The 23507-nt window shown below is 45.4% G+C and carries 14 protein-coding genes and 2 tRNA genes; 6 read left to right on the plus strand and 10 right to left on the minus strand.

What is annotated here, in order from left to right:
• Positions 1–72 precede the first annotated feature (72 nt).
• Positions 73–1218 carry an iron-containing alcohol dehydrogenase gene (locus tag Cabys_RS02620; protein WP_006928570.1) on the plus strand — a complete coding sequence of 382 codons (1146 nt, stop codon included), beginning with the start codon at positions 73–75 and terminating at the stop codon, positions 1216–1218.
• Between the two features lie 182 nt (positions 1219–1400).
• Here Cabys_RS02620 and Cabys_RS02625 read toward each other — a convergent pair whose 3' ends face one another.
• The 3 genes from Cabys_RS02625 to Cabys_RS02635 form a co-directional block, all read right to left on the minus strand.
• The gene (locus tag Cabys_RS02625; protein WP_006926562.1) at positions 1401–2987 is read right to left on the minus strand and encodes an IS1182 family transposase; all 1587 of its coding nucleotides are present in this window, start codon (positions 2985–2987) and stop codon (positions 1401–1403) included.
• Positions 2988–3839: 852 nt separating this feature from the next.
• Positions 3840–3912, minus strand: a tRNA-Ala gene (locus tag Cabys_RS02630).
• A gap of 130 nt (positions 3913–4042) precedes the next feature.
• Positions 4043–4126 (minus strand) — tRNA-Leu (locus Cabys_RS02635).
• A gap of 108 nt (positions 4127–4234) precedes the next feature.
• Between Cabys_RS02635 and Cabys_RS02640 the strand changes: the two genes are divergently transcribed.
• Together Cabys_RS02640 and Cabys_RS02645 are read left to right on the plus strand one after the other, a co-directional pair.
• Positions 4235–6289 (plus strand): Omp28-related outer membrane protein, encoded by a 2055-nt coding sequence (locus Cabys_RS02640; RefSeq protein ID WP_006928571.1) that lies wholly within the window; start codon positions 4235–4237, stop codon positions 6287–6289.
• A gap of 378 nt (positions 6290–6667) precedes the next feature.
• Entirely contained in the window at positions 6668–7816 is a 1149-nt protein-coding gene (locus tag Cabys_RS02645) for a GNAT family N-acetyltransferase (RefSeq protein WP_006928573.1), read from the plus strand.
• A gap of 416 nt (positions 7817–8232) precedes the next feature.
• On the opposite strand, the gene Cabys_RS02650 is transcribed toward Cabys_RS02645, so the two are convergent.
• Genes Cabys_RS02650 through Cabys_RS02675 form a run of 6 tightly spaced genes read right to left on the minus strand, consistent with a single transcriptional unit; the run spans position 8233 to position 15887 of the window.
• Positions 8233–9018, minus strand: a complete 786-nt coding sequence (locus Cabys_RS02650) for an SDR family oxidoreductase (RefSeq protein ID WP_006928574.1) — start codon at positions 9016–9018, stop codon at positions 8233–8235.
• A 19-nt stretch (positions 9019–9037) separates the two neighbouring features.
• Positions 9038–9985 (minus strand): endonuclease/exonuclease/phosphatase family protein, encoded by a 948-nt coding sequence (locus Cabys_RS02655; protein ID WP_006928575.1) that lies wholly within the window; start codon positions 9983–9985, stop codon positions 9038–9040.
• Positions 9986–10001: 16 nt separating this feature from the next.
• Positions 10002–10526, minus strand: coding sequence for a DUF6913 domain-containing protein (locus tag Cabys_RS02660; RefSeq protein WP_006928576.1), 525 nt, complete (start codon positions 10524–10526; stop codon positions 10002–10004).
• The gene (locus tag Cabys_RS02665; protein WP_006928577.1) at positions 10519–11856 is read right to left on the minus strand and encodes a replication-associated recombination protein A; all 1338 of its coding nucleotides are present in this window, start codon (positions 11854–11856) and stop codon (positions 10519–10521) included. The genes Cabys_RS02660 and Cabys_RS02665 overlap by 8 nt, the downstream gene beginning before the upstream one ends.
• Before the next feature lie 7 nt (positions 11857–11863).
• Positions 11864–13225 carry a DUF4139 domain-containing protein gene (locus Cabys_RS02670; protein ID WP_006928578.1) on the minus strand — a complete coding sequence of 454 codons (1362 nt, stop codon included), beginning with the start codon at positions 13223–13225 and terminating at the stop codon, positions 11864–11866.
• A complete protein-coding gene (locus tag Cabys_RS02675) occupies positions 13197–15887 on the minus strand; it encodes a valine--tRNA ligase (protein WP_006928579.1) in 2691 nt (896 codons plus the stop codon). The genes Cabys_RS02670 and Cabys_RS02675 overlap by 29 nt, the downstream gene beginning before the upstream one ends.
• A gap of 281 nt (positions 15888–16168) precedes the next feature.
• Here Cabys_RS02675 and Cabys_RS02680 point away from each other — a divergent pair, with 281 nt between their 5' ends.
• Positions 16169–17755: an IS1182 family transposase gene (locus Cabys_RS02680; RefSeq protein ID WP_006926562.1), complete on the plus strand. Its 1587-nt coding sequence runs from the start codon at positions 16169–16171 to the stop codon at positions 17753–17755.
• 302 nt (positions 17756–18057) lie between these two features.
• On the opposite strand, the gene Cabys_RS02685 is transcribed toward Cabys_RS02680, so the two are convergent.
• A complete protein-coding gene (locus Cabys_RS02685) occupies positions 18058–19719 on the minus strand; it encodes an IS1634 family transposase (protein WP_006927061.1) in 1662 nt (553 codons plus the stop codon).
• A 587-nt stretch (positions 19720–20306) separates the two neighbouring features.
• On the opposite strand from Cabys_RS02685, the gene lysF reads away from it, so the two are divergent.
• Positions 20307–22280: a homoaconitase gene (lysF, locus tag Cabys_RS02690; RefSeq protein WP_044281142.1), complete on the plus strand. Its 1974-nt coding sequence runs from the start codon at positions 20307–20309 to the stop codon at positions 22278–22280.
• 124 nt (positions 22281–22404) lie between these two features.
• On the plus strand, positions 22405–23496 hold the full coding sequence (locus Cabys_RS02695) for a BPL-N domain-containing protein (protein ID WP_006928581.1): 1092 nt from the start codon (positions 22405–22407) through the stop codon (positions 23494–23496).
• Positions 23497–23507 lie beyond the last annotated feature (11 nt).

The raw sequence follows: 23507 nt of genomic DNA on the forward strand, positions 1-23507 counted from the left end.
CAAATGCGTTTGCCAACTGTAAAAAGTCAGGCAGGCGCCAATCATTTATCTTAAAAATTAGGAGGAATAGTCATGTATAGTTATTTCATGCCAACCGTTAACTTAATGGGAGCAGGCGCGGTTGCCGAAGTCGGCAACCAGGTAAAAATTCTGGGCGGCTCAAAAGCTCTGGTTGTAACGGATAAACCATTGATTGGCGCCGGCATTGTGGAAAAGGTGACAAAATATCTGGACGACAGCGGCGTTAAGTATGTTATTTTCGATGGCGTTCAACCCAATCCTACGGTGGGAAATGTTGATGAAGGCGTGGCGCTTTATAAAAAAGAAAATTGCGACATCATCATTGCCGTCGGCGGCGGCAGCCCGATTGACTGCGCCAAAGGTATTGGGCTTGTGCTTACTAACGGAGGTTCCATTAAAGACTATGAAGGTCTGGATAAATCCAAAAACCCCATGCCGCCCTTTATCGCAGTAAACACTACCGCAGGAACAGCCAGTGAGATGACCCGTTTTACCATTATTACAGACACGGATCGTCATGTAAAAATGGCCATTGTTGACTGGCACGTCACTCCTAATGTAGCCATCAATGATCCGGAGCTAATGGTAAGCATGCCCGTTTCTCTTACCGCAGCTACTGGTATGGATGCATTAACGCACGCTGTTGAGGCTTATGTTTCGACCATTGCAACGCCTGTAACCGATTCTGCGGCGCTGAAGGCGATTGAACTCATTGGTCAGTATTTGCGTCCCGCTGTTGCCAACGGCGACAACATGGAAGCAAGAGACAAAATGGCCTACGCCGAATTCCTGGCCGGAATGGCTTTCAATAATGCCAGTCTGGGATATGTTCATGCCATGGCGCATCAGTTGGGTGGTTTTTACGATCTGCCTCATGGTGTTTGCAACGCGATCTTGTTGCCGCATGTTCAACGTTTTAACATGATTGCCTGCCCGGAACGATTTGTGGATATCGCCAAAGCGTTGGGCGAAAATGTTGAAGGGCTTTCGACCATTGAAGCTGCAGACGTCGCACTGGAAGCCATCCAGAGGCTGTCCAGTGATATTGGCATCCCCTCCGGTTTAAAGGAACTGGGCGTTAAGGAAGAAGACCTGCCAACATTGGCGGACAACGCCATGAAGGATGCCTGTGGTCTGACCAACCCACGCAGGGCAACCAAAGAAGAAATTATTCAAATCTTTAAGAATGCCATGTAAGGGTAAGCAAAATGAAGGGGGCAAGGCTCAATTGCCCCCTTTTATTTTGATTTTATCTGCGCTGTCACTCAGTGCAGAAATTTATGAAAATCAAAAGATCCCCACTCGAAAAACAACGCTTTAATGACAAATTTGCATTTTCCTGCCCTGGAGGCTGTTGCATGGGGGGGAGGAATTAATGCTTATATTCTCCGATATTGATAATTTTTTCTCATTCTTAAGCGTTGGGCAAAATATAGAATTAAAAACGCCAAAATATTCTTTGAAAATAAAATTAATAGATCATCTTTTTCTTGTGATGCTGTTATAAACGCTGCTAAACGTTTCCCTAACATATTTTTAAATAGAACATTAATATTATGCCCAATACACATTAACGTAAATTCACTACGAACATTATTAAGACCAGATAAGGAAAATCCACGATAGCCTAAATTATGCTTCAAGTTACCAAAAACAGGTTCAACTGTCACCGAACGCTTCTTTAGTCGTTCCTGCGCCGCTGAAGTTTGTAACTTTTTCGCCATACGTTCGCAATAACTCTCATTAACTGAACGATGGATTTGCTTAACTTTCTTTTTACTGGAAATACATAAATTAATTAAGGGACAGTCCTGACAATCATTGGAACGATATACGATCCGTTCGCTATTCCTCTCAACTGGAAAAAGCTTCTTACCCGTCGGACATTCATAGTAATCTCCCTGTTCATGATACACAAAATCACTTCGTTTTAGTTTTCTTTCTTCTTTTTGCAATTCTTCCTTGGAGGTTGGTGTCTCCTTTATCGAACGATTGGATAACTGGGGATCGGCTATTACGGCATCAATCTGCTTTTCTTCCAATTCTTTTAGGTCTGTGCTATTGTGATAACCGGAATCGGCCGTGTAAGATCGCTTATCATCTGAACCAAGATTCTTCTCTACTTGTTCTTGAATCGGTATGAATTGACCCTGGTCGTTGGGCTGGCTTACGACTTCATGAGCTACTATTAAATGACTGGACATATCTACGCCTAATTGTGCGTTATAGCCCGGTCCATCCACCGAAGGCATCATGCGGGCATCCGGCTCTTTTACATTTATTTGATGTCTTGAACGGTGTTCTGATTTGAGCTGTTTCTTACGCTCTTTCAATTGGGCTTTACGTTCTAATATCTCTTTCTCTAAGCGCTCAAGCCGTTCTTTCTCCGCTCGAAGAGTTTCTAAATCTAATTCATCCGTGGCCCCCTGTTCTACAAAATTACAGCGCTGCATGTATTGCTTGATCTCTGCTCTTAACTTCTCTATACGTTTGTCTAATTGATCCTCAGTGTAGCCATGACGCTTACTGCTGTGCGCTTTGATTTTCGTGCCATCTATGGCTATCTGGTTGAAACTACTTATGCCTTCGGCCTGGGCAATTAAAAGTATCTCTACAAAATATTGGTCTAATAAATCCAAATGTGCCTTGCGAAAACGACTTAATGTACTATGATCCGGATGCTGATTCCCAGTGATATAAATGTAGCGCGTATCATATTTACACAATTCCTCCAGCTTACGGGTGCTGGTAATGCCGTTACTATAAGCATAAAACCATAAGGCAAGCATCATGTCTGGGGCATAAGAATCACCGCCTTGTGAACTATAACGGGAATAAAGTGCACTTAAATCAAGGCGCGAAACCAACTCCACTACAAATCGACTCTTTGGATCGTCTCTGGCAAAATCTTCCACACTATAGCCAAAGAGATTCATTTGTGAGCGATTATAAGTAATAAAACTCATGGAATTCCTTTGTTATTACTTGTTTTATCTGTCGCCCAGAATTTACAAATTTTTTGAATTTTACTCAAACTGAATTTGCAACAGCCTCCCTGGCGGAATGAGGAATGACAGCCAGAATCATTTAACCATTCAATTAAGGCAGCATAGCCGCAACCAAAATCAACCACAACGTGCGCAAAGTCATTTTCTCGTAGCTTAAACCAATAATCGCAGAAACGGATTAAATAAATTATTCTGAGACCAAAGCTAAGCAAACCGGCACTCTACTATTCGGGCACAGCCTCCCGCTCCGCGTGATAATTCGTAATTCGTAATTTTTAATTGTAGTACAGCATAGCCGCAACCAAAATCAACCACAACGTGCGCAAAGTCATTTTCTCGCAGATTACGCCAATAATCGCAGAAACGGATTAAACAAATTATTTCAAGCGACCACAGAGAGCTCAGAGGAGTCACAAAGAGCGCAAAGAGTGTTAAAAATTTAAAATAGTTTAAATTGCCCTCACCCTCTTGTACCATTACTCCCAGACAAAAGATTAGGAATGACCGTACTTGTAAGGGCGAAGGATTTCCATTCCCACTTTATCCAGAGCGCTTTTTTTATATGACTAAAGATTAATGCTTACCAGAGTTGAATTGTTCTTGGAAATCCTTCGCCCCTACGTAAACGGTGGTAGGAATTCACCACATTTGCAGAAACATTTTTGAAATGACAGACTAACTATTCAACCATTCAACTAATCAACCATTCAACCAATCCAGCCATGGCTGGACAGATGCTACGAAGGAAGTATTCTAATGGTTCGAGGCAGAATTAGATGAGAAAATGGCCTGAATAACCATAAAAAAAAGTGGAGCCGAGGAGATTCGAACTCCCGACCCCCAGAGTGCGATTCTGGTGCTCTCCCAGCTGAGCTACGGCCCCAACTCAATAAAATTTAAGCGATAAAACCTTGAAAAGCAACTCATCTCCAGCATTAAGTACAAAAAGGAATTGGATTGGAGAAAAGAACGCCTTATCAAATAAAAAAGCCCGGCTAATGCCGGGCTTTAAGTGCCGGAGGTCGGACTCGAACCGACACGCCCCGAAGGGCACTGGATTTTGAGTCCAGCGCGTCTGCCAATTCCACCACTCCGGCTGTTGAGCAGTGCAAATTTAAATTTACTTATGTTAAAAATCAAATTTTTCGTTTGCCATATTACACTATTTTTCTTTAGATTGCAAAAAACAACAGGAGAACCTCCCCATGAAACTCTTTTATTTTTGCATCATGTTCTGTTTGGTAATCTTGCAATTGCTTTCGGCGCAAACGCAACGCATTGTCCTTCTGGAAGAAGCCACCAACGCCAGTTGCGCTCCATGCGCCACTTATAATCCCATTCTACAAAAATTTTACGCATCGCATTTTGGCGGCGTTGTTTCGGTGCGCTATCACGCCTGGTGGCCCGGGAGCAATGACCCCATGTACGTTTCCGCCGCAACAGATTGCAGAACGCGCATTAATTACTACGGCATTAACGCAGTTCCTACGTATGTGCTGGATGGCACGCCACACGGCGTCCCATCCGATTATGAGGCCATGGTAGCTCGCATGGAAGAACGATTGAAAATTCCCGCGCCCTTAAAAATAAACATTCGCACCAATATTTCAGAAGATTCGCTCACAGCGAAAATCAAACTAATCATTTTAGAGGATGTTTCTGCAACCGATCTCTATTTACGTGTGGCGGTTACACAGCGCATGGTCAGTTATCCGTCGCCTCCCGGTTCCAACGGTGAAAAAGATTTTCCGGAAGTGTTAAGAAAGATGCTGCCCAATGCCACCGGTATTTCGCTTGCCCCTTTGAGTATGGGCGACACGTTAAATTTTGAAGTAGCCACACCATTAAAAAGCGAGTGGGAAGTAGGCGATCTGGCGGTGGTAGCCTGGGTGCAGTCCGATGTTAGTAAAGAGGTTGTTCAGGCTAATATCGACTTTCCAACATTTATCGTGGAATCAAAAATCAAAGACATCCAATTTACATCCGCCAATTCGCTAAAAAAACTGCCTTACTTCATTTTTAACCGTAACGATACTACGATTCATGTACAGTTACAATTTAAAGAGGTTCGTATGTCGGCCGGCTGGGACAGCTGGTTCGAAACGGCCAGCGGCGACGACTGGCATAATCCCATTGCCATTGCCGCCGGTGACACGCTTTATTTCGACGCGGTGATTCAGAGCGCTGAATTTGGCTCTTTCAGCGCCAGCATTTTTGCGGAAAACATCGATGATCCGGGCTTTTATGGCGAAGGATATGGATATGGATTTAAAAGGGAGCTTTCGGTCGTCGTTCCGGAAAACTCTGATTTACTTTTTGTAGATGACGATGGCGGGGCAGGCTACGAGATCAATTTTCTAAATGTCTTTGATAAAATGAACATCAGGTACGTGGCACTGAGCGAGCAAAACACATTGAATTTAAGCCAACAATTTGATCTGAATAATTACCGGCTGATTATCTGGAATATTTCCTGGGGCTTTCCGGCGTTTTCAGAGGAGGATATTGCTCTTTTGAGCCAGTATCTTGATGGCGGCGGCGGCCTGGCTATTTTTGGTCAGGACATAGGCTGGGATATCTTCGATCCCCAGGGAAACAGTCATTTTCAAAATGCGATGGATTTTATTCACAACTACTTCGACGCAAAATACGTGAGCGATAATTCAAATGGCATTCGGTTCAGCGGCGTGGCCGGCGATCCGATCGGCGACGGGTTGTCTTTTGATCTGGCCCGGCCGTATGGCTTTTCAAACTTCTTTCCTGAAGAGTTAGAAAGCTATTCCGGAAAATCCACGCCGGTTTTCAAATACGACAACGGCAAGATCGGCGCGCTGCGTTACGATGGCGGAATCTTTAAAACGGTTTATTTTGGGGTGGGCCTGGAACAAATTGCCGATGAAGCGGCCAGAGATTCGGTTCTGGCCAGGATTTTAAAATGGACGGCCGGAATTACGGATATTCCAGACGATAAAGCGCATCATGTAGAAACTTTTAGTTTGCTGAGCAATTTCCCCAATCCTTTTAACAGTTCAACCAGGATTATGGTGCAGCTCAAACAGGCTTCGCATGTGGAAATGTACCTTTACAACCTTCGCGGTCGGCAAATTCGCTCATGGAAAGGGGATTTACCTGCTGGAAAAAATTATTTTGTCTGGAACGGAAGAGACCTGCGTGGAAATCCCGTGGCCAGCGGCGTTTATTTTCTGTCGCTAAAAACAGAATCGCAGCGTTTGCTGCGCAAAATGATTTTAGTGCGGTAGCCGGCGCTAAACAAAATTTAAGCAGCCTTCCTTTGCAAGCCTTTATTTTCGCCGTGCGGAATGAGGAGCAAAGGAGGGCAAAATTCTGATGCGAATGCTTAATGGGCTTTTTCAATCTTAACTTTTTAGGCAGGCAACCTTCTCTTTGTCAACGATGATTGAAAATCCTTATTTGTTTGGGCTCAGGCGATAAGCCTCATGGCATTTAGCCGGCATGCGTATTTCATCGGTGTAAAGAATTTTCTACCGATGGATGGGAGAGAGCTGCCGCGCCGGTGTGGGAAGGTAGCCTGCAAAAATGTTTTTCCGTTCAATCTTTGTGCTTAATTTTTTGTCCAATTCTCCGATAACCCTTCACAAACACATTCAGAGGAAACGATGGCCAAATTCTCCGGAACGATTCAAGTCAATGTAATTACAACTATTGAAGATTTTTACCGATTGGAAGGGGATTGGAATCATTTACTGCGTCATATTCCCGGATATTTACCCACCATGACATTTCAATGGCACCGGGCCTGGTTAGAGGTTAATCAAGACCAGATTTTAAAATTGCACATCTTTGTTTTTAAAGACCACAACGAGCGGCTAATAGGTATTTTGCCCTTTGTCCGCACGCAGGCCAGAATACTTACGAAAAAGCTTAACGTTTACACCTTTTCCGGAGCGCGCGACCAGATTCAAACCCTGATTGTTTGCAAGCAAGAGCATCAGATACCGATTTTATTAAAGTTACTTGCTCATTTTTACGAAACACATCGGGATTGGGATTTATTAACCTTGCGCAGACTTTCAGCCAGCCGGGCGGACGACATTTACCTGGAACGCATTCTAAAAAAATATCGCTGGCCATTTTCAGTAGAATCCCATTTGTGCGTGCCGTATATCAGGTTGCAGGGGGACTTTTCTACTTATTTTAAAGAACGCAGCCGCCACTTCCGGCATGAAATTAAGCGCAAAACAAACAGGCTGCGTAAGATGGGCGAACTATTTTACCTGGCGATTGAAGCGCCGCTTAGCAATGAAGATTTTCAGCAATTTTTAGAGTTAGAGGACGCCGGCTGGAAGGGAAGGAATAAATCCTCATTGAAACACCGGGCGCATTTACACGGGTTGTTTAAAAAACTTTCGTTGATTAACACTCCGCAACTAAAAATGATTCAGTTCAAGCTTTTGCTTGATAGCCAGTTGATTTCTGCTTCGTTGTGTTTACAGACGATGGACGGTTTACACGTTATGAAAATTGCGTACGACGAACGCTTTAAAAAGCAGTCCCCCGGGTTGCTGCTGCGGTTATATGAAATTGAATACGCCTTTAAGCAGGGCTTAAAGCTTTATGATTTTTCCGGAAAAGAGCAGCGCTGGATGCGCGCCTTTACCAGCCGTCGCCACCATGTAATGGATTACATCATTTACCGTAAAACGTTTATTTCGTTAATTCGCTATCTGGGGTTTACGCGTTTTCGTCCTTTTATCAGGCATTCTCCTTTCAGCGCACACCTTTTAAAACACTTGATAAAAGATTAAGGCCGCAATGCCGCAACCGACAATATTTCCGCAGGGATTTAGGCAACCAGATAGCGCTCAGAGAAGTCACAATGGGGGCAAATAATGTTTTAAATTAAATTACCCTTGCTCGCTCGATCCTCACTCCCAGACAAAAGATCAGGAATGAACGTACTTGTAAGGGCGAAGGATTTCCAACCCTACTTTATCCAGTGCGCTTTTTTTCATGACTAAAGATTAATACTTACCATCGCTGAATTGTTCTTGGAAATCCTTCGCCCCTATAATAAACAGTGGCAGGAATTCACCACATTTGCAGAAACAGGTTTGAAATGACAGGCCGGCGACTATTCAACCAATCAGCTAATCAACTAATTAACCATTCAACCACTTCCACCCCGGCGGAATAGATCTTACGAGGGAAGTATGGAATGATTCTACAGCGTGCCGGGGTACAGTCCGCCGTCCACCTGAATGGTCGCTCCGGTAATGTATCCCGCCTGCTCCGAAGCCAGAAAGACAATCAATCCCGCCAGATCGCCTGGCTGGCCGATACGCCGCATGGGAATTTTATTTTCCCAGGCGGCGAAAATATCTTCGCGCGTTTCTCCGGCTTCCATGCGTTTTTTGACAATCCGCTCCAATCCATCGGTCAGGTGGTAGCCGGGAGCTACGTTGTTAACGGTAATGTTAAAGGGCCCCAGTTCTATGGAAAGGGTTTTAGCCAGGCCAACGACTGCCAGGCGCAGCGCGTTGGAATAGATCAGCCGTTCCACCGGCGCCTTAACTGAGATGGAAGTAATGTTGATAATTCGTCCCCAATTTTGTTTTTTTAACAAGGGCAACACGCTTTTTATAGAACGAACGACGGTCATAAAGGTAACCTCGTACCAATAACGCCACTCTTCTTCGTTGGTTTCTTCAAACGATTTGACCGGCGGGCCGCCGGCGTTGGTTACCAGAATGTCGACCCCGCCGAGCCGTTCAATGCTCTGTTCCATGAACTGTTTTAAGGCGCCGGGGTTAGCTACGTCAACTGCACTGGCAAAAACATCTACTCCGCTTGCTTTAAACTGATCGGCCGTTTTATTGAGTTGTTCTTCGTTTCTGGCGCAAATGGCTAAGTGACAGCCCTCGGCGGCCAGGCTCTGTGCCGCGGCCTTGCCCAATCCCTTGCTGGCCGCCAGCACAATCGCTTTTTTATCTTTTAAGCCTGTGTCCATACCATTCCTCTTTGTCATGTTAATCGTTGTCAATATCCGCTTTAAAGGAAACAAAAACCGGACAGTGGTCCGAAATTTTTTCGTAGAACTCAGGCAAATGGGGACCTTCGTAAGATTTACGTCCCTCGGCGCACACGCCGCCCACTTTTACGCTGTTGGGAATCATTTCGAATTTGGCGTCATCGGAGATGAAAATCTGGTCGATCAATGAACCCTGAATGTATTGCTTGGTGTAATCGGGCTGCCAGTAGTTGGTGACCAGAGAATCTTCCAGCAATTCATGAGTGGCCCAGTAAAAATTCCATTTATCGATGCGCGGAAGGAATTCCTTATAACCCAGTCGGGACACATTATTAAAATCGCCCATCAGGATAATGTCTTTATCGCCGGAATTTTCTTTCAGATCGGTAATAATTTTTTCCAGGGCCTGCCATTGTTTTTTGCGAATTTTCCAGCCGCTGGGTGCAGCTTTTAAATGGACGATAATGGCGTGGAAATCGAATCCCGCCGGTTTGTATTTAAAATAACCGCGCAGGGCGGGCCTTAACCAGGAATCCGGGTTGAGGGCCACGTCCATGTAAACTTGCGGCGCTTCTTTAAGCTCCAGTACGGAGGAGTCGTACAAAAACCCCACCTTTTGTGAGCTTTTAGAAGGCGCGTACACAAATTCATACTGCGGCCCCAAATACTCTTTGGCTTTGCGCGCAAAGAGATCGGTGTCCACAATTTCCACCACCCCCAGCAATTCAATATCCAGTTCTTTTAATAATTGAAAAAGTGCCGGAACATCGGTTGGATTTCCCCGCGGCGGATTGCGCAAGTTGATGCCGTATTTTTGCATCATTTGTCCGTCTTCTTTGCACGGAAACCATTCGATATTAAAACTGCCCACCTCAATGACGGGCTCATTTTGAGCAATAAGAAAAACAGGCAACAGGAGTAAGATCAGGAAACGAATTAAGCGCATGGTAATTACCTCTTAGTTAATGAATATTAGATGCTTTTGTTAACTCTTTAAAATATTTTAAGGCGATTTCGATACGGCGTTCGGGCGATTCTGCCGATTTTGCCCGAATGCTTAAGTTGTAAATCCGGTCAAAGGGGCCTGATTCCAGGGAAATCTTTAAGGGCGCCTTTAGCATGGCGCACATGTAAGTGGAAAATTTGTCCTGCGGTTCGCTTAGATCAATGATCACATCCAATTGTTCACTCTGGAAAAGTTCAAGGTACTGCTTTTTAGGCAGGCCAATCCAGGTGCTGTCTTCTTTGCGAAAATTCTTCTTTTCGAAGGTAGAAATTTTAACGTCGCCGCCAAAAATTTCGTACAACGGTTTGATGAAAGAATCCTGGATGGCTTCCAGGTCCCAGTATTCCGGCAAGATAATCAGTAAATGTTTGAGGTTGGTAAAAGAGCGCTGAAAATCAATGGCATTGCCCGGTTCTTTCCACCGTTTTAACCGCCAATTGAGATACTTGTTAAACAGAATTTTCTTAAACCAGTTAATCAATGTCTTTTCCTTTGCGTTTTTCCCAGAGCTGTTCAAGGTATTGTTTTAATCTGGCTTCGCGCCCGGTTGAAGCCGGTTCGTAAAAAAGTTCATCTTCCAGACCCTGAGGCAGGTAATTTTGCCGGACGAAATGTCCGGGGAAATCGTGCGGATATTTGTAACCCACACCGTACTTCAGATCTTTCATTAATCCTGTAGGGGCGTTGCGCAAATGCAGTGGAACGGATTTGGGGCCTTTTTTACGCACCACTTCCTGTGCGCGGTTGATGGCCAGGTAGGCGGCGTTACTTTTGGGCACCGAGGCCAGGTAGGTCGTAACCTGGGCCAGAATAATCCGCGCCTCGGGCATGCCAATCTTTTTGACCGCTTCAAAAGCCGTATTGGCCAGCATCAGTGCATATGGTTCTGCATTGCCAATATCTTCTGATGCCAGAACAATCAATCTGCGAGCAATAAAAACAGGGTCTTCGCCCGCTTCCAGCATGACGGCCAGGTAGTAAACAGCGGCGTCCGGATCGCTGCCGCGCACGCTTTTAATAAAGGCCGATATGGTGTCGTAGTGGTAGTCGCCGTGTTTGTCGTAGTACAGTGGACTCTGATCCACGGCCTGTTTTACCAGCTCTTCTGTAATGATCACCTTTTTACCGTCTTTTTCGGCCAGGTGAAAGGTCATCTCCAGTAAATTTAACGTTCGGCGAGCGTCTCCGGCGCCAAAAGCCAGCAAGGCGTCAAAACCTTGTAAGTCGATGTCGTACTGCTGCAACAACACATCTTTTTCCATGGCGCGTTGGACAATGGTTTTTAAATCACTGGCCGATAGCTCGTTGAGTTGGATAACCTGGCAGCGAGAGAGCAGCGGGGCAATCACTTCAAAAGAGGGATTTTCGGTGGTGGCGCCCATTAAAATTAGCGTGCCGTCTTCCACCGCGTGCAGCAGAGCATCCTGCTGAGCTTTGTTAAAACGATGAATCTCGTCTATAAACAAAACGGTGGCCTGATTATAATATCGACGTTGAGAACGGGCCTCTTCGATGATTTGCTTGACCTCCTTAACGCCGGAGGTAACGGCAGAGATGGACACAAAACGGTATTTCAGCTCCCGGGCCAGCAGTCGAGCCAGGGTGGTTTTCCCAACGCCTGGCGGCCCCCAGAAGATCATCGAAGGCAAATAACCCGAAGCAATCTGTTTACGCAAGGTCGATTGCGGCCCGATTATTTTTTCGTGTCCCACCACCTCGTCCAGCGATTGCGGCCGAACGCGTTCGGCCAGGGGACGTTGCAACGGGTCATTTGTTTTGCTATCAAACAGATTGCCGGTTTGTTTTTTCATGTACTTTTTATTTCAGTAAATATTTAATTTCGAGTCGATTTTTACCGCCCGCTTTGACGGGAATCTTAAACTTTAAATAGTTTGCTTTTGTTTCGAGCGCTTCAAAGTTTGAGGACAGCAGTTCAACCTCGCGATAGGATGGCACATATTCGATGATTTCCACCAGCACATCCTGCTTTTTGTGATTGCGCAAAACGTACTCGATCGTTCTCTTTTCTTTTTCCTTTGAGGGACGTTCTGTCTTTAGCACGTTTCTTTTGCTGACAAGGTCAAACGCCCGCCCCACCGTCAATAAAATTTCTTCATTGCGCGGCGTGTGTTCAATGGCGTCCTCTCCGATAAACTCCAGGTCCTGACCATCTTCTTTGTACAGGCGTACCTTTCCGGCGGGGAAGGGAATGCCCAGGTTGTTTTGCTTACTGTTTTTGAATTTAATTTTCACTTCCACCTTTTGCGGCGCGTAGGAGGTTACGACAAAACTTTTTTTGACCTTAACAGCGGTTTCTGGAAAAAGCTGAATTTGCTTGATCTGGTTGTTGAGCAGGGTGGTTCTGCCCTGCAGGGTGTAAAGGTGGTACTCAAAAAATTCTTTTTCTTCGAACTGCGATTCGCGCGTCACGGCAGTAGCCATTAACCGTTTTACCATGTTTTTCCGCTGGAACACATCGCGTACAATGTTTAATTCTCCGGCCATCAATTTGAGTCGCGCATTTTTGTAAGTCCTGCCGCTGTGGTTTTCGATGGTTACCCAGCAGGCCAGCTGCAGCTGTTGATCGTCGTCCTCTAACCTGCCCACGTAATCGGCGCGCCATTTTAAACCGCGCGTTAAATAGGTTAAAACCAGCGGGTGTTTGCCGTCTTTTCTGACTTTTACCTTCCAGACCAGGGTGGGTTTGGTGATGAACTGATCTTTTTGCCGGGCATAGTCTTTGAGCAGCACTTTTTGTTTGTCGTTGCGCGGCAAAATTTGTAATTGCCCCTGTTCGTCAAGCAGCATCAGGTATTCGGCGTTGTTAGCGAGAAGTTTGCCGGAAATTTGCCCTAACGCCGGGTCTTCCACCCAGATCTGACGGTCGATGGATTTATCCAGCACCTTGCTGACGTTGATCAGATCGTATTCATAATTTTGTTCGAGCACCAGAAACGCGTTGCCAGGACTTTCGACCAGCACCGAAGTGGCGTCAATTTGCTGCGGGATATCGGTTAACCAATATTCGCTTACGCCTTTTTTAAGATCGATTTCGCGTCGTTCGTGCACCAGCCCCAGATTTTGGCCGGTAACGGTAATGGACAGGTCGCTTTGCGCGGCCAGCCAGCCGAACAGCGCTAAGAGCGCCAGGCTAACTTTTAGAGCCAAATAGTTTTTCATAATTTCTCCTGACTTTATCCAGGTTTTCTTGAATATTGGCCAGTTTATTGCGCTCGGCTTGCACCACCTTTTCCGGCGCTTTTTGTAAAAAGTTTTCGTTGTTCAGCTTGGCCAGGCAAGATTTTTCCAGACCTTCCAGCCGTTTAATCTCTTTTTGCAGACGTTCTTTTTCTTTGTCCAGATCAAGCGCCTCGCGCAAAGGAATAAAGAACTCGGTGGATTGCACCACCACAACGCCGGCCTCCGCCCGGTCAAAATTTTCGGGCAGGGGGCTTAACGTTTCGACTTTGGCCAGGGCTGCAAAATGGGCGCGGTTGGTTTGGATTAACTGACTGCGCCCGGCGTTTGCTGAATAGTACACATTGATTTTTTGCGCCGGCTGCACATTCATCTCTGCCCGTAGATTGCGAATGGCGCTGATGGCCTCCTGCACAAAGCGCATCTGCTCTTCAATCTGTTCGTTAATCAACGATTTTTTGACCTCCGGCCATGGCGAAATAACGATGCTTTCTTCCTCTTCGCTGCGCAAATTCTGCCAGATCTCTTCCGTAATAAAAGGAATGAACGGGTGCAGTAGCTCCATGGAGCTTTTCATGATGTAAGCGGCCACGCTCAGCGCCGTTTTTCGTTCTATTTCGTTGTTTGACTGATACAGGCGCCGTTTGATCATTTCCAGATACCAGTCGCAGTATTCATCCCAGAAAAAATGGTAGATGGCGTTTAACGCATCATTTACGCGAAAGTTTTCTATGCCCTGCGAAACACCCTCGATCGCTTTCTGAAAGCGACTCACAATCCAGCGGTCTTCAAAGGTAAAGTGCGCTTCATATTTCTGGAAATCGGTGTCCCAGCGCTGATCGGAGTTCATGGCTAAAAAGCGGAAGGCATTCCACACTTTGTTGGAAAAATTTCGTCCTATTTCGAAGCTGCGTTCGCCCAGATTGATATCCTGGCCTTCCGAACTGAGCATGATTAAGGTGAAGCGCACGGCGTCTGCGCTGTACTGTTCGATCATGTCCAGCGGATCGATGCCGTTGCCCAGCGACTTGCTCATTTTGCGTCCCTGCTCGTCGCGCACGATGCCGTTAAAGTACACGTGTTTAAAAGGAATTTCGTGCATGAACTCCAGGCCGGCCATAATCATGCGCGCCACCCAAAAGAAGATGATGTCCGGGCCGGTGACCAGCACATCGGTTGGGTAAAAATATTTAAGCTCCGGCGTGTCGTCGGGCCAGCCCAGGGTAGAAAAAGGCCACAGCTGTGATGAAAACCAGGTGTCCAGCACATCGGGGTCGCGCGTCCACTTTTCGTCTGGTGTGGAAGGATCTTCTTTACAAACCTTTACCTCGCCTTTTTCGTTGTACCAGGCCGGAATGCGGTGGCCCCACCACAACTGGCGCGAGATGCACCAATCGCGAATATGAGTCATCCAGTGCTCGTACGTTTTTTCAAAGCGTCCTTCAGGGTGAAATTTGATCTTTCCCTCTTTGACGACTTTTAAGGCTTTTTCGGCCAGAGGCTTCATTTTAACGAACCACTGCACCGAAAGGTAAGGCTCGATAGGCACCTTGGATCGATAGCTGTGTCCCACGGAATGCACATGGGGTTCCACCTTTTCCAGCTGCCCCATCTCTTTTAGTTTTTCCACGATGATTTCCCGCGCTTCAAAGCGATCCTTGCCGGCCAGATAGTCCGGAATGGGCAATTCTTCCACATACTCGCCGTCTTTGAACAGCAGACAGCGGTGGAGAACCTTCCCGTCTTTATCCAGCATGAGCACCATGGGCAGCTGGTGGCGCTGACCGATTTCGAAATCGTTGGGGTCGTGGGCCGGGGTAACTTTAACAAAGCCGGAACCAAATTCTTTATCCACGTGATCGTCCACTACCAATTCGACTTCGCGATTCACAAAGGGGATGATGATCTTTTTGCCCAGCAAATGGTACTTTTCCATATCGTCAGGCGCAATGGCTACGGCCGTGTCTCCCAGCAGGGTTTCAGGGCGCGTGGTGGCCACCACGATGTACTCATCGGAGTCCTTAACTTTGTAGCGGATGTGGTAAAGCTTCCCCTGTACCTCTTTGTGTTCCACCTCGTCGTCGGCCAGAGCGGTAGCCGAGGCCGGGTCCCAGTTTACAATGCGCAGTCCTTTGTAAATCAGCCCCTTGTTGTACAGGCGGATGAACACCTCCTGAACCGCATTGGAAAGACCTTCATCCAATGTGAATCGCTCGCGGTCCCAGTCGCAGGAAGCGCCCATCATCTTTAACTGGTGGATGATGGTCGAACCGTGTTTTTCTTTCCATTCCCAGACCTTTTCGACAAACTTTTCTCGCCCCAGGTCGTAACGCGATTTGCCTTCTTTGAGCAGTTCGCGCTCCACAACGCTTTGCGTGGCAATGCCAGCGTGATCGGTGCCTGGCAGCCACAGGGTTTCGTAGCCCAACTTGCGGTGGTAGCGAATCAGGATATCTTGAATGGTGTTATTAAAAGCATGCCCCATGTGGAGGTTGGCCGTCACATTGGGCGGCGGAATTACAATCGTGAACGGTTTTTTGCGCGGATTGACCTCCGCGTGGAAATAACGTTTTTGCAGCCAGTGGTCGTACCATTTATTCTCAACCTTTTTCGGATCATATACCTTCGGTATTTCCTTACCCATGAATCGAACTCCTGCTTTTTAAAATTTATTTATTACTTAAACGCAAAATATACAGAATTTTCTGCCCAAAATCACTAAAATTAATCCGCCACCTGTAACCATCCCTAAAATTTTATTCCTAAAAATAGATCAGGTAGGCGACACATTTACACCGTACTTAGGATACTTCCTCTGGAAGATCAATCCCGCCCGGGAGGCTGTTGCAAATTCAGTTTGAGTAAAATTCAAAAAATTTGTAAATTCTGGGCGACAGATAAAACAAGTAATAACAAAGGAATTCCATGAGTTTTATTACTTATAATCGCTCACAAATGAATCTCTTTGGCTATAGTGTGGAAGATTTTGCCAGAGACGATCCAAAGAGTCGATTTGTAGTGGAGTTGGTTTCGCGCCTTGATTTAAGTGCACTTTATTCCCGTTATAGTTCACAAGGCGGTGATTCTTATGCCCCAGACATGATGCTTGCCTTATGGTTTTATGCTTATAGTAACGGCATTACCAGCACCCGTAAGCTGGAGGAATTGTGTAAATATGATACGCGCTACATTTATATCACTGGGAATCAGCATCCGGATCATAGTACATTAAGTCGTTTTCGCAAGGCACATTTGGATTTATTAGACCAATATTTTGTAGAGATACTTTTAATTGCCCAGGCCGAAGGCATAAGTAGTTTCAACCAGATAGCCATAGATGGCACGAAAATCAAAGCGCACAGCAGTAAGCGTCATGGCTACACTGAGGATCAATTAGACAAACGTATAGAGAAGTTAAGAGCAGAGATCAAGCAATACATGCAGCGCTGTAATTTTGTAGAACAGGGGGCCACGGATGAATTAGATTTAGAAACTCTTCGAGCGGAGAAAGAACGGCTTGAGCGCTTAGAGAAAGAGATATTAGAACGTAAAGCCCAATTGAAAGAGCGTAAGAAACAGCTCAAATCAGAACACCGTTCAAGACATCAAATAAATGTAAAAGAGCCGGATGCCCGCATGATGCCTTCGGTGGATGGACCGGGCTATAACGCACAATTAGGCGTAGATATGTCCAGTCATTTAATAGTAGCTCATGAAGTCGTAAGCCAGCCCAACGACCAGGGTCAATTCATACCGATTCAAGAACAAGTAGAGAAGAATCTTGGTTCAGATGATAAGCGATCTTACACGGCCGATTCCGGTTATCACAATAGCACAGACCTAAAAGAATTGGAAGAAAAGCAGATTGATGCCGTAATAGCCGATCCCCAGTTATCCAATCGTTCGATAAAGGAGACACCAACCTCCAAGGAAGAATTGCAAAAAGAAGAAAGAAAACTAAAACGAAGTGATTTTGTGTATCATGAACAGGGAGATTACTATGAATGTCCGACGGGTAAGAAGCTTTTTCCAGTTGAGAGAAATAGCGAACGGATCGTATATCGTTCCAATGATTGTCAGGACTGTCCCTTAATTAATTTATGTATTTCCAGTAAAAAGAAAGTTAAGCAAATCCATCGTTCAGTTAATGAGAGTTATTGCGAACGTATGGCGAAAAAGTTACAAACTTCAGCGGCGCAGGAACGACTAAAGAAGCGTTCGGTGACAGTTGAACCTGTTTTTGGTAACTTGAAGCATAATTTAGGCTATCGTGGATTTTCCTTATCTGGTCTTAATAATGTTCGTAGTGAATTTACGTTAATGTGTATTGGGCATAATATTAATGTTCTATTTAAAAATATGTTAGGGAAACGTTTAGCAGCGTTTATAACAGCATCACAAGAAAAAGATGATCTATTAATTTTATTTTCAAAGAATATTTTGGCGTTTTTAATTCTATATTTTGCCCAACGCTTAAGAATGAGAAAAAATTATCAATATCGGAGAATATAAGCATTAATTCCTCCCCCCCATGCAACAGCCTCCCGGGCGGGATTTGAAAATTTTTGTGCTGCTGGATTGGTTGAATAGTTAATTAGTTGAATGGTTGAATAGTTAGCCTGTCATTTCAAACCTGTTTCTGCAAATGTGGTGAATGCCTGCCACCGTTTATGTAGGGGCGAAGGATTTCTAAGAACAATTCAGCGATGGTAAGCATTAATCTTTAGTCATATAACTTGAGTTTGACAGTTGTATGGAACATAATTCCTTTATTATTATTAAGTTAGTTTAATTTCATTTTCGTTAAGTTGTCACTACAAAGATAAAAGCGTTGGCTTGCTGCTGCCTATCTCCTGAAATATTTCCAATTGTTCGCCATGCACTCTGGATAATCCTTTACGACGTCTCCCTTCATTTTCCCATTCTACAACCACGACTCGACGCAGGCTCTCCATAGCACGCTGCCAACTTAATTTTATGCCACTCAAACGCTTCTCAAACAATACTGCCATCTGGAATGCAAGAAAACATACCATCACATGAGCCCTGATACGCTTCTCTGTCCAATGAAAATTGGGACGTAAATTCAAACTATGCTTTAATTCGTAAAAACCATGCTCCACATATTTTAAATCTTTATAGCGCGCTATGAGTTCTGATTTACTCAGGTCATGAGCATTGCTTATCACTATAAACCAACCGTCGCTCTTTTCTTCTTCTGATAATACCTCATCTTGCTTATGAATCTCTATCGTATCTTCTGTTAATTCAACATTAAAGAAACGACTTAAACGTTTTCTTGATAATACACTCTTTATTTGATGATATTTATCTTCTGTGTTTATTCCCTTTTTCTTAATCTCTTCTGACAGCTCTAAAAATTCATTAATACGATTGATGCGATTTTTATAGCGCTTTAATGCCGTAGCGGCATTGTAACTGGCCACATAACGAAGTTTTATCTTTTCCTTTTTACCATCTTTTGACTTGATTTCACGCTCCGTTAGGCGCTCATAGATCGTCTCACCAGTCGCCTCTTTATGCGCATTGGCTTCTTTTATAACCGATTTGGCATCCTTGCTCTGACGAACACTCTCTCCAAGAATAAACTCATAACCTTGTTGGATTAAATGCCAGAGATTGTCATTGCTTAATAAACCTTTGTCTGCCACCAGCTGGATATCTTTTACCTTAAATCGCCTGCGAATATCATTGAGCATCTCTTGCAAGGTAGAGCGATCAGCCTTATTGCCAGGGAAGACGTAATGGGCTATAGGAATACCATCTCCGGTCATCACTACGCCAATTACGATCTGTTCTCTATCCCCGCGGTGGTCACGACTATAACCAAACTGACGAATATCGCCTTCTACCAATGAGTTTTCGGCTTCAAAGTAGCTTGATGTTAAATCATAAAAACAAACCTTTAGATCCTGATTAAACAGATCTAGTAAACGATTAGCAAGTTGGGTTTCAATCTTTTCTTTATGAGCTATTAGAAAATCCATCGCTCTTAAAAGATACTCATAACGAATGTCGTCTTTGTTGATACCCGGAATATAAACGGTTTCTAACCAGGTGAGTAGTTTTAGCTTGGAAGAAGGATCATCAAGGCGGTTAAATATCAGACTTTTTAAATGAGCTTCAAGATCAAACTTTATTCCGCTTTTTTCCTTTTGCCTGGCAATAATCTGGCTCATTTTAAGCTCTTTCCATAAATGGACAAGCGCCCAGATTTGACCGAAGGCCTTGACATTATCAATATTGCTGTCTAAGTCCTGTAAAGTTAACCCCTTAGCCCTTAAAAGTCCGTTGATAAGCGTGTCTACGTCTTTTTTGATGAATTTGTCGGTAGGGCCTAAATGCAGCAAGATTCGATGGCGTACTTTTCCATTTGAGTCTCTGTAGGACTCAGCGATTTGTAAAGTCTCATGGACTTTGTTATTTCTTTTGGATCGACTCACCTTAACAAACATAGAATGAATATAATAATAAAACGATTTGATAGCAAATAAAAAAGCACTCCTGCATAGACTACAAAGAAATTGAAACAGAGAAACTTAATTATATGTTTTTTTTGATTTGGCTTTGAAAAATTTGGCGTTAACTGTCAAACTGGGGATATAAAAAAAGCGCTCTGGATAAAGTAGGGTTGGAAATCCTTCGCCCTTACAAGTACGTTAATTCCTGATCTTTTGTCTGGGAGTGATGATCGAGCGAGCAAGGGTAATTTAATTTAAAATATTCACTGCGCCCTTTGTGACTTCTCTGGTTGCTTAAAATAAATTGTTTAATCATTTCCTGCGATTATTGGCGTAATCTGCGAGAAAATTACTTTGCGCGCGTTGCGGTTGTTTTTGGTTGCGGCTACGCCGCCTTAGTTAAATTACATAAAATATATTCGTGTCTATTCGTGAAATTCGTGGTTTTTATAATGAACTGATGAATAAACTGTATTTTTTGATAAGAATTTTTAATTGGCGCTAACCTATTCTTTTGTATTAAAACCTTTTCATTCTTAATTTTAACCAAACGATTACAAATGACAAAGGAGAGTAAAAGTATGGCTCAAACCCTTATTGAAAAAATCGCCCAAAAATTTGCCGTTGGGCTGGAAGAAGGACAAATCGTACATTCCGGCGACTACATTATGATTCAGCCGGCGCATGTGATGACTCATGACAATACCGGCGCCGTTATTCCAAAATTTAAAAAGATCGGCGCCAAAAAGTTTTTTAATCCGCGCCAGGTGGTGCACACTCTGGATCACAACATTCAGGACACATCGGAAAAGAATCTGGAAAAATATCGTAAAATCGAAGCCTTTTCGCGCGAGATGGGGGCCGATTTTTATCCGGCTGGCCGGGGGATTGGCCATCAGATCATGGTTGAAGAGGGGTATGCCTGGCCGGGCACTCTGGTAGTCGCCTCGGATAGTCACTCCAACATGTACGGCGGATTGGGCTGCCTGGGAACGCCCATTGTGCGCACCGACGCCGCGGCTCTGTGGGCTTCCGGAAAAACATGGTGGCAAATACCGCCGGTGGTTAAAGTCGTTTTAAAGGGCAGCCTGCGACCGGGCGTTACCGGTAAGGACGTTATTATTGCCCTGGCCGGCCATTTTAGCCACGACGAGGTTTTAAATCACGCCATTGAGTTTAGCGGCGACGGCGTGGGCAACCTGACCATTGACCAGCGATTGACCATCGCCAACATGACTACAGAGTGGGGAGCGCTGGCCGGTGTTTTTCCCATTGATATGCACACCATCAACTGGTTGCGGCAGCGGGCTGAATACGTCAAAAAACGCGGGCTGGCGGGCGTGCCTTCCGATGCCGACGGAAACGGCGAACATCCGCGTTTAAATGAAAAACGCATCCAGGAGCTGGAGCAAAACATTCCCACGGCGGATGCCGACGCTTATTACGCCAGGGAAATCGTTCTGGATTTAAGCACAGTGGTGCCTTATGTGGCGGGCCCGGACACCGTTAAAACCATTGCGCCGGTGGACGAACTGGCTTCAAAAAATATCAAAATTCACAAGGCATATCTGGTTTCGTGCGTGAACAGCCGATTGGAGGATATCGCCCAGGCCGCCGCCGTGGTTAAGGGCAAAAAAGTAGCCGAACACGTTAAGTTTTACATTGCGGCCGCTTCTGACGAGGTGCAAAAAGAAGCCGAGAAATTGGGTTACTGGCAGGCGTTGTTAGAGGCCGGCGCCATTGCCCTGCCTCCCGGTTGCGGCCCGTGTATTGGGTTGGGAACTGGCTTGCTGGAAGACGGCGAGGTCGGCATTTCGGCAACCAACCGAAATTTTAAGGGAAGAATGGGCTCGCGTAATGCGCAGGCTTATCTGGCTTCGCCGGCAGTGGTTGCCGCTTCGGCCATTAGCGGTAAAATTGACACGCCCTTTCATATTCCCACGCAAAAGCCGGCAGCTCAAATTACGATAAACGACAGAGCGCAGCAAAAGCAGACCGCGGTGAAAGTGCTCCCCGGGTTTCCGGAGGTTGTGGAGGGCGAATTGCTCTTCTGTCCGCAAGACAACCTGAATACCGACGGCATTTATCCGGGCAAATACACCTATATTGACGATTTTACGCCCGAACAACAGGCTAAAGTAGTCATGGAAAATTACGACCCACAATTTGTAAAAATAATGAAAGAGGGCGATATTCTGGCCGGCGGTTTTAACTTTGGAACGGGCAGTTCGCGCGAACAGGCTGCAACGGCCTTTAAATACGCAGGCATTCAAATGGTGCTGGCCGGTTCTTTTAGCGAAACGTACAAACGCAACGCCATTAATAACGGTTTTATGGTGGTGGAAGCGCCGGAATTAATCGCCGATTTAAAAGAACGCTTTGGCACAGACCGCCTTACCGTTAGAACCGGCTTAAAGGCCGCCATCAATTTCAAAGAAGGAAAAATAAACTTAGAAGATAAGACCTATTCGATTAAACCGTTCGGTGTGGCCGCTCAGGAAATTATCCTGGCCGGGGGGCTGGAAGAGTGGGTGAAAAAACAGCTGAACCTTTAAGAAGATAAATGGCAAAGGTTTGCGCCTGCCCCAAAATGCAAAGAAAAATTTTTGAGGGAATATTGGGCCGGATCATGTTTGTTTTAATGTAAACACGGTTTATGGCAGGCAGGAAAGCGATCGTATGCTTAAACGAATTTTTTACTCTTTATCGCTCTTTGTTCTGAGCGTTGTCGGTTTGTCGGCTCAGGCGCAAATCGCCATTTACAACGATGGCGGTATTGGCGTGTGGCAGGATGGGCTGACGGCGCTCGAACAGTTTTTACAGTGGAAAGGTATCAGCTACCAGGAAGTGGACGCTCAGTTCATCAATGACAATCCTTTGAGCGATCAGTTCGATGCCATTTGCTTCCCCGGCGGGTACGCCTATTATTACAAGCTGGCCATTAATGACTCCGGCATTGCTCATATTCGCGAATTGGTGGCCAATGGAGGAGGCTATCTGGGAATTTGCGCAGGCGCTTACTTTGCCAGTGATTCCATCATCTGGGAAGAAGACGGTTTGCTGGACTACCCGCTCGATTTGTTTGACGGCGTGGCCATCGGCGCTATCGACACCATTGCCCCGTGGGATAATTACACCATGACGCGTCTGAACCTCAATCCGAACAATCCCATTAACCAGTATGAGCCCGATCATCAGGTTATGCTTTACTACGGCGGCCCTTATTTTGTCGGCCATGAAAATTTTTCGTTCGACACCATTGGCGCCTGGGATGCGTATTTCAATCTGCCGGGCGCCATCAATTTTACCTATGGTTCGGGTCGCGTTTTATTATTAGGCCCGCATCCTGAAATTGAGGAAGACGACGATCGCGACAGCACCGCTTTTGCCCAGGAACTGGACGACGCCGGAAGCGACTGGCCCTTTCTCTGGTCGGCCATTGACTGGCTGCTGGGTCAGCCCATTACGCATCCTGCACCGTCCGCTATTTTTCAAGAAGGTAAAAAACGCCTGGCTGACGGAACCGCGCTGGTTTCGTGTTATCCCAATCCGTTTAACAGTCGGGTAACGTTTCGTGTGCCGCCTCTTGTAGCCCGTTCTCTCCTTAAAGTCGAAATTTTTTCCGTTTCCGGACAAAGAGTGCTTACGCGAAGCGTGGTCGCCAGTGGAACCTTTACTATTGATTTTAGGGAATTTCCTGCCGGCATTTACTTTGCTCAATTGAAAGGCGCAAGGTTTATCCAGCGCGTTAAGCTTTTGCATGTAAAATAGGCGAAAAAAAA

It is taken from the genome of Caldithrix abyssi DSM 13497, assembly GCF_001886815.1.
GTDB lineage: Bacteria > Calditrichota > Calditrichia > Calditrichales > Calditrichaceae > Caldithrix > Caldithrix abyssi.

What these genes read in the sequence shown, in the direction of transcription:
- Cabys_RS02665 (WP_006928577.1), bottom strand. Translation starts at nt 11,856, where the DNA reads ATGAAAAAACAAACCGGCAATCTGTTTGATAGCAAAACAAATGACCCG.
- Cabys_RS02655 (WP_006928575.1), bottom strand. Translation starts at nt 9,985, where the DNA reads ATGCGCTTAATTCGTTTCCTGATCTTACTCCTGTTGCCTGTTTTTCTT.
- lysF (WP_044281142.1), top strand. Translation starts at nt 20,307, where the DNA reads ATGGCTCAAACCCTTATTGAAAAAATCGCCCAAAAATTTGCCGTTGGG.
- Cabys_RS02625 (WP_006926562.1), bottom strand. Translation starts at nt 2,987, where the DNA reads ATGAGTTTTATTACTTATAATCGCTCACAAATGAATCTCTTTGGCTAT.
- Cabys_RS02680 (WP_006926562.1), top strand. Translation starts at nt 16,169, where the DNA reads ATGAGTTTTATTACTTATAATCGCTCACAAATGAATCTCTTTGGCTAT.
- Cabys_RS02675 (WP_006928579.1), bottom strand. Translation starts at nt 15,887, where the DNA reads ATGGGTAAGGAAATACCGAAGGTATATGATCCGAAAAAGGTTGAGAAT.
- Cabys_RS02640 (WP_006928571.1), top strand. Translation starts at nt 4,235, where the DNA reads ATGAAACTCTTTTATTTTTGCATCATGTTCTGTTTGGTAATCTTGCAA.
- Cabys_RS02695 (WP_006928581.1), top strand. Translation starts at nt 22,405, where the DNA reads ATGCTTAAACGAATTTTTTACTCTTTATCGCTCTTTGTTCTGAGCGTT.
- Cabys_RS02670 (WP_006928578.1), bottom strand. Translation starts at nt 13,225, where the DNA reads ATGAAAAACTATTTGGCTCTAAAAGTTAGCCTGGCGCTCTTAGCGCTG.
- Cabys_RS02620 (WP_006928570.1), top strand. Translation starts at nt 73, where the DNA reads ATGTATAGTTATTTCATGCCAACCGTTAACTTAATGGGAGCAGGCGCG.
- Cabys_RS02685 (WP_006927061.1), bottom strand. Translation starts at nt 19,719, where the DNA reads ATGTTTGTTAAGGTGAGTCGATCCAAAAGAAATAACAAAGTCCATGAG.
- Cabys_RS02645 (WP_006928573.1), top strand. Translation starts at nt 6,668, where the DNA reads ATGGCCAAATTCTCCGGAACGATTCAAGTCAATGTAATTACAACTATT.
- Cabys_RS02650 (WP_006928574.1), bottom strand. Translation starts at nt 9,018, where the DNA reads ATGGACACAGGCTTAAAAGATAAAAAAGCGATTGTGCTGGCGGCCAGC.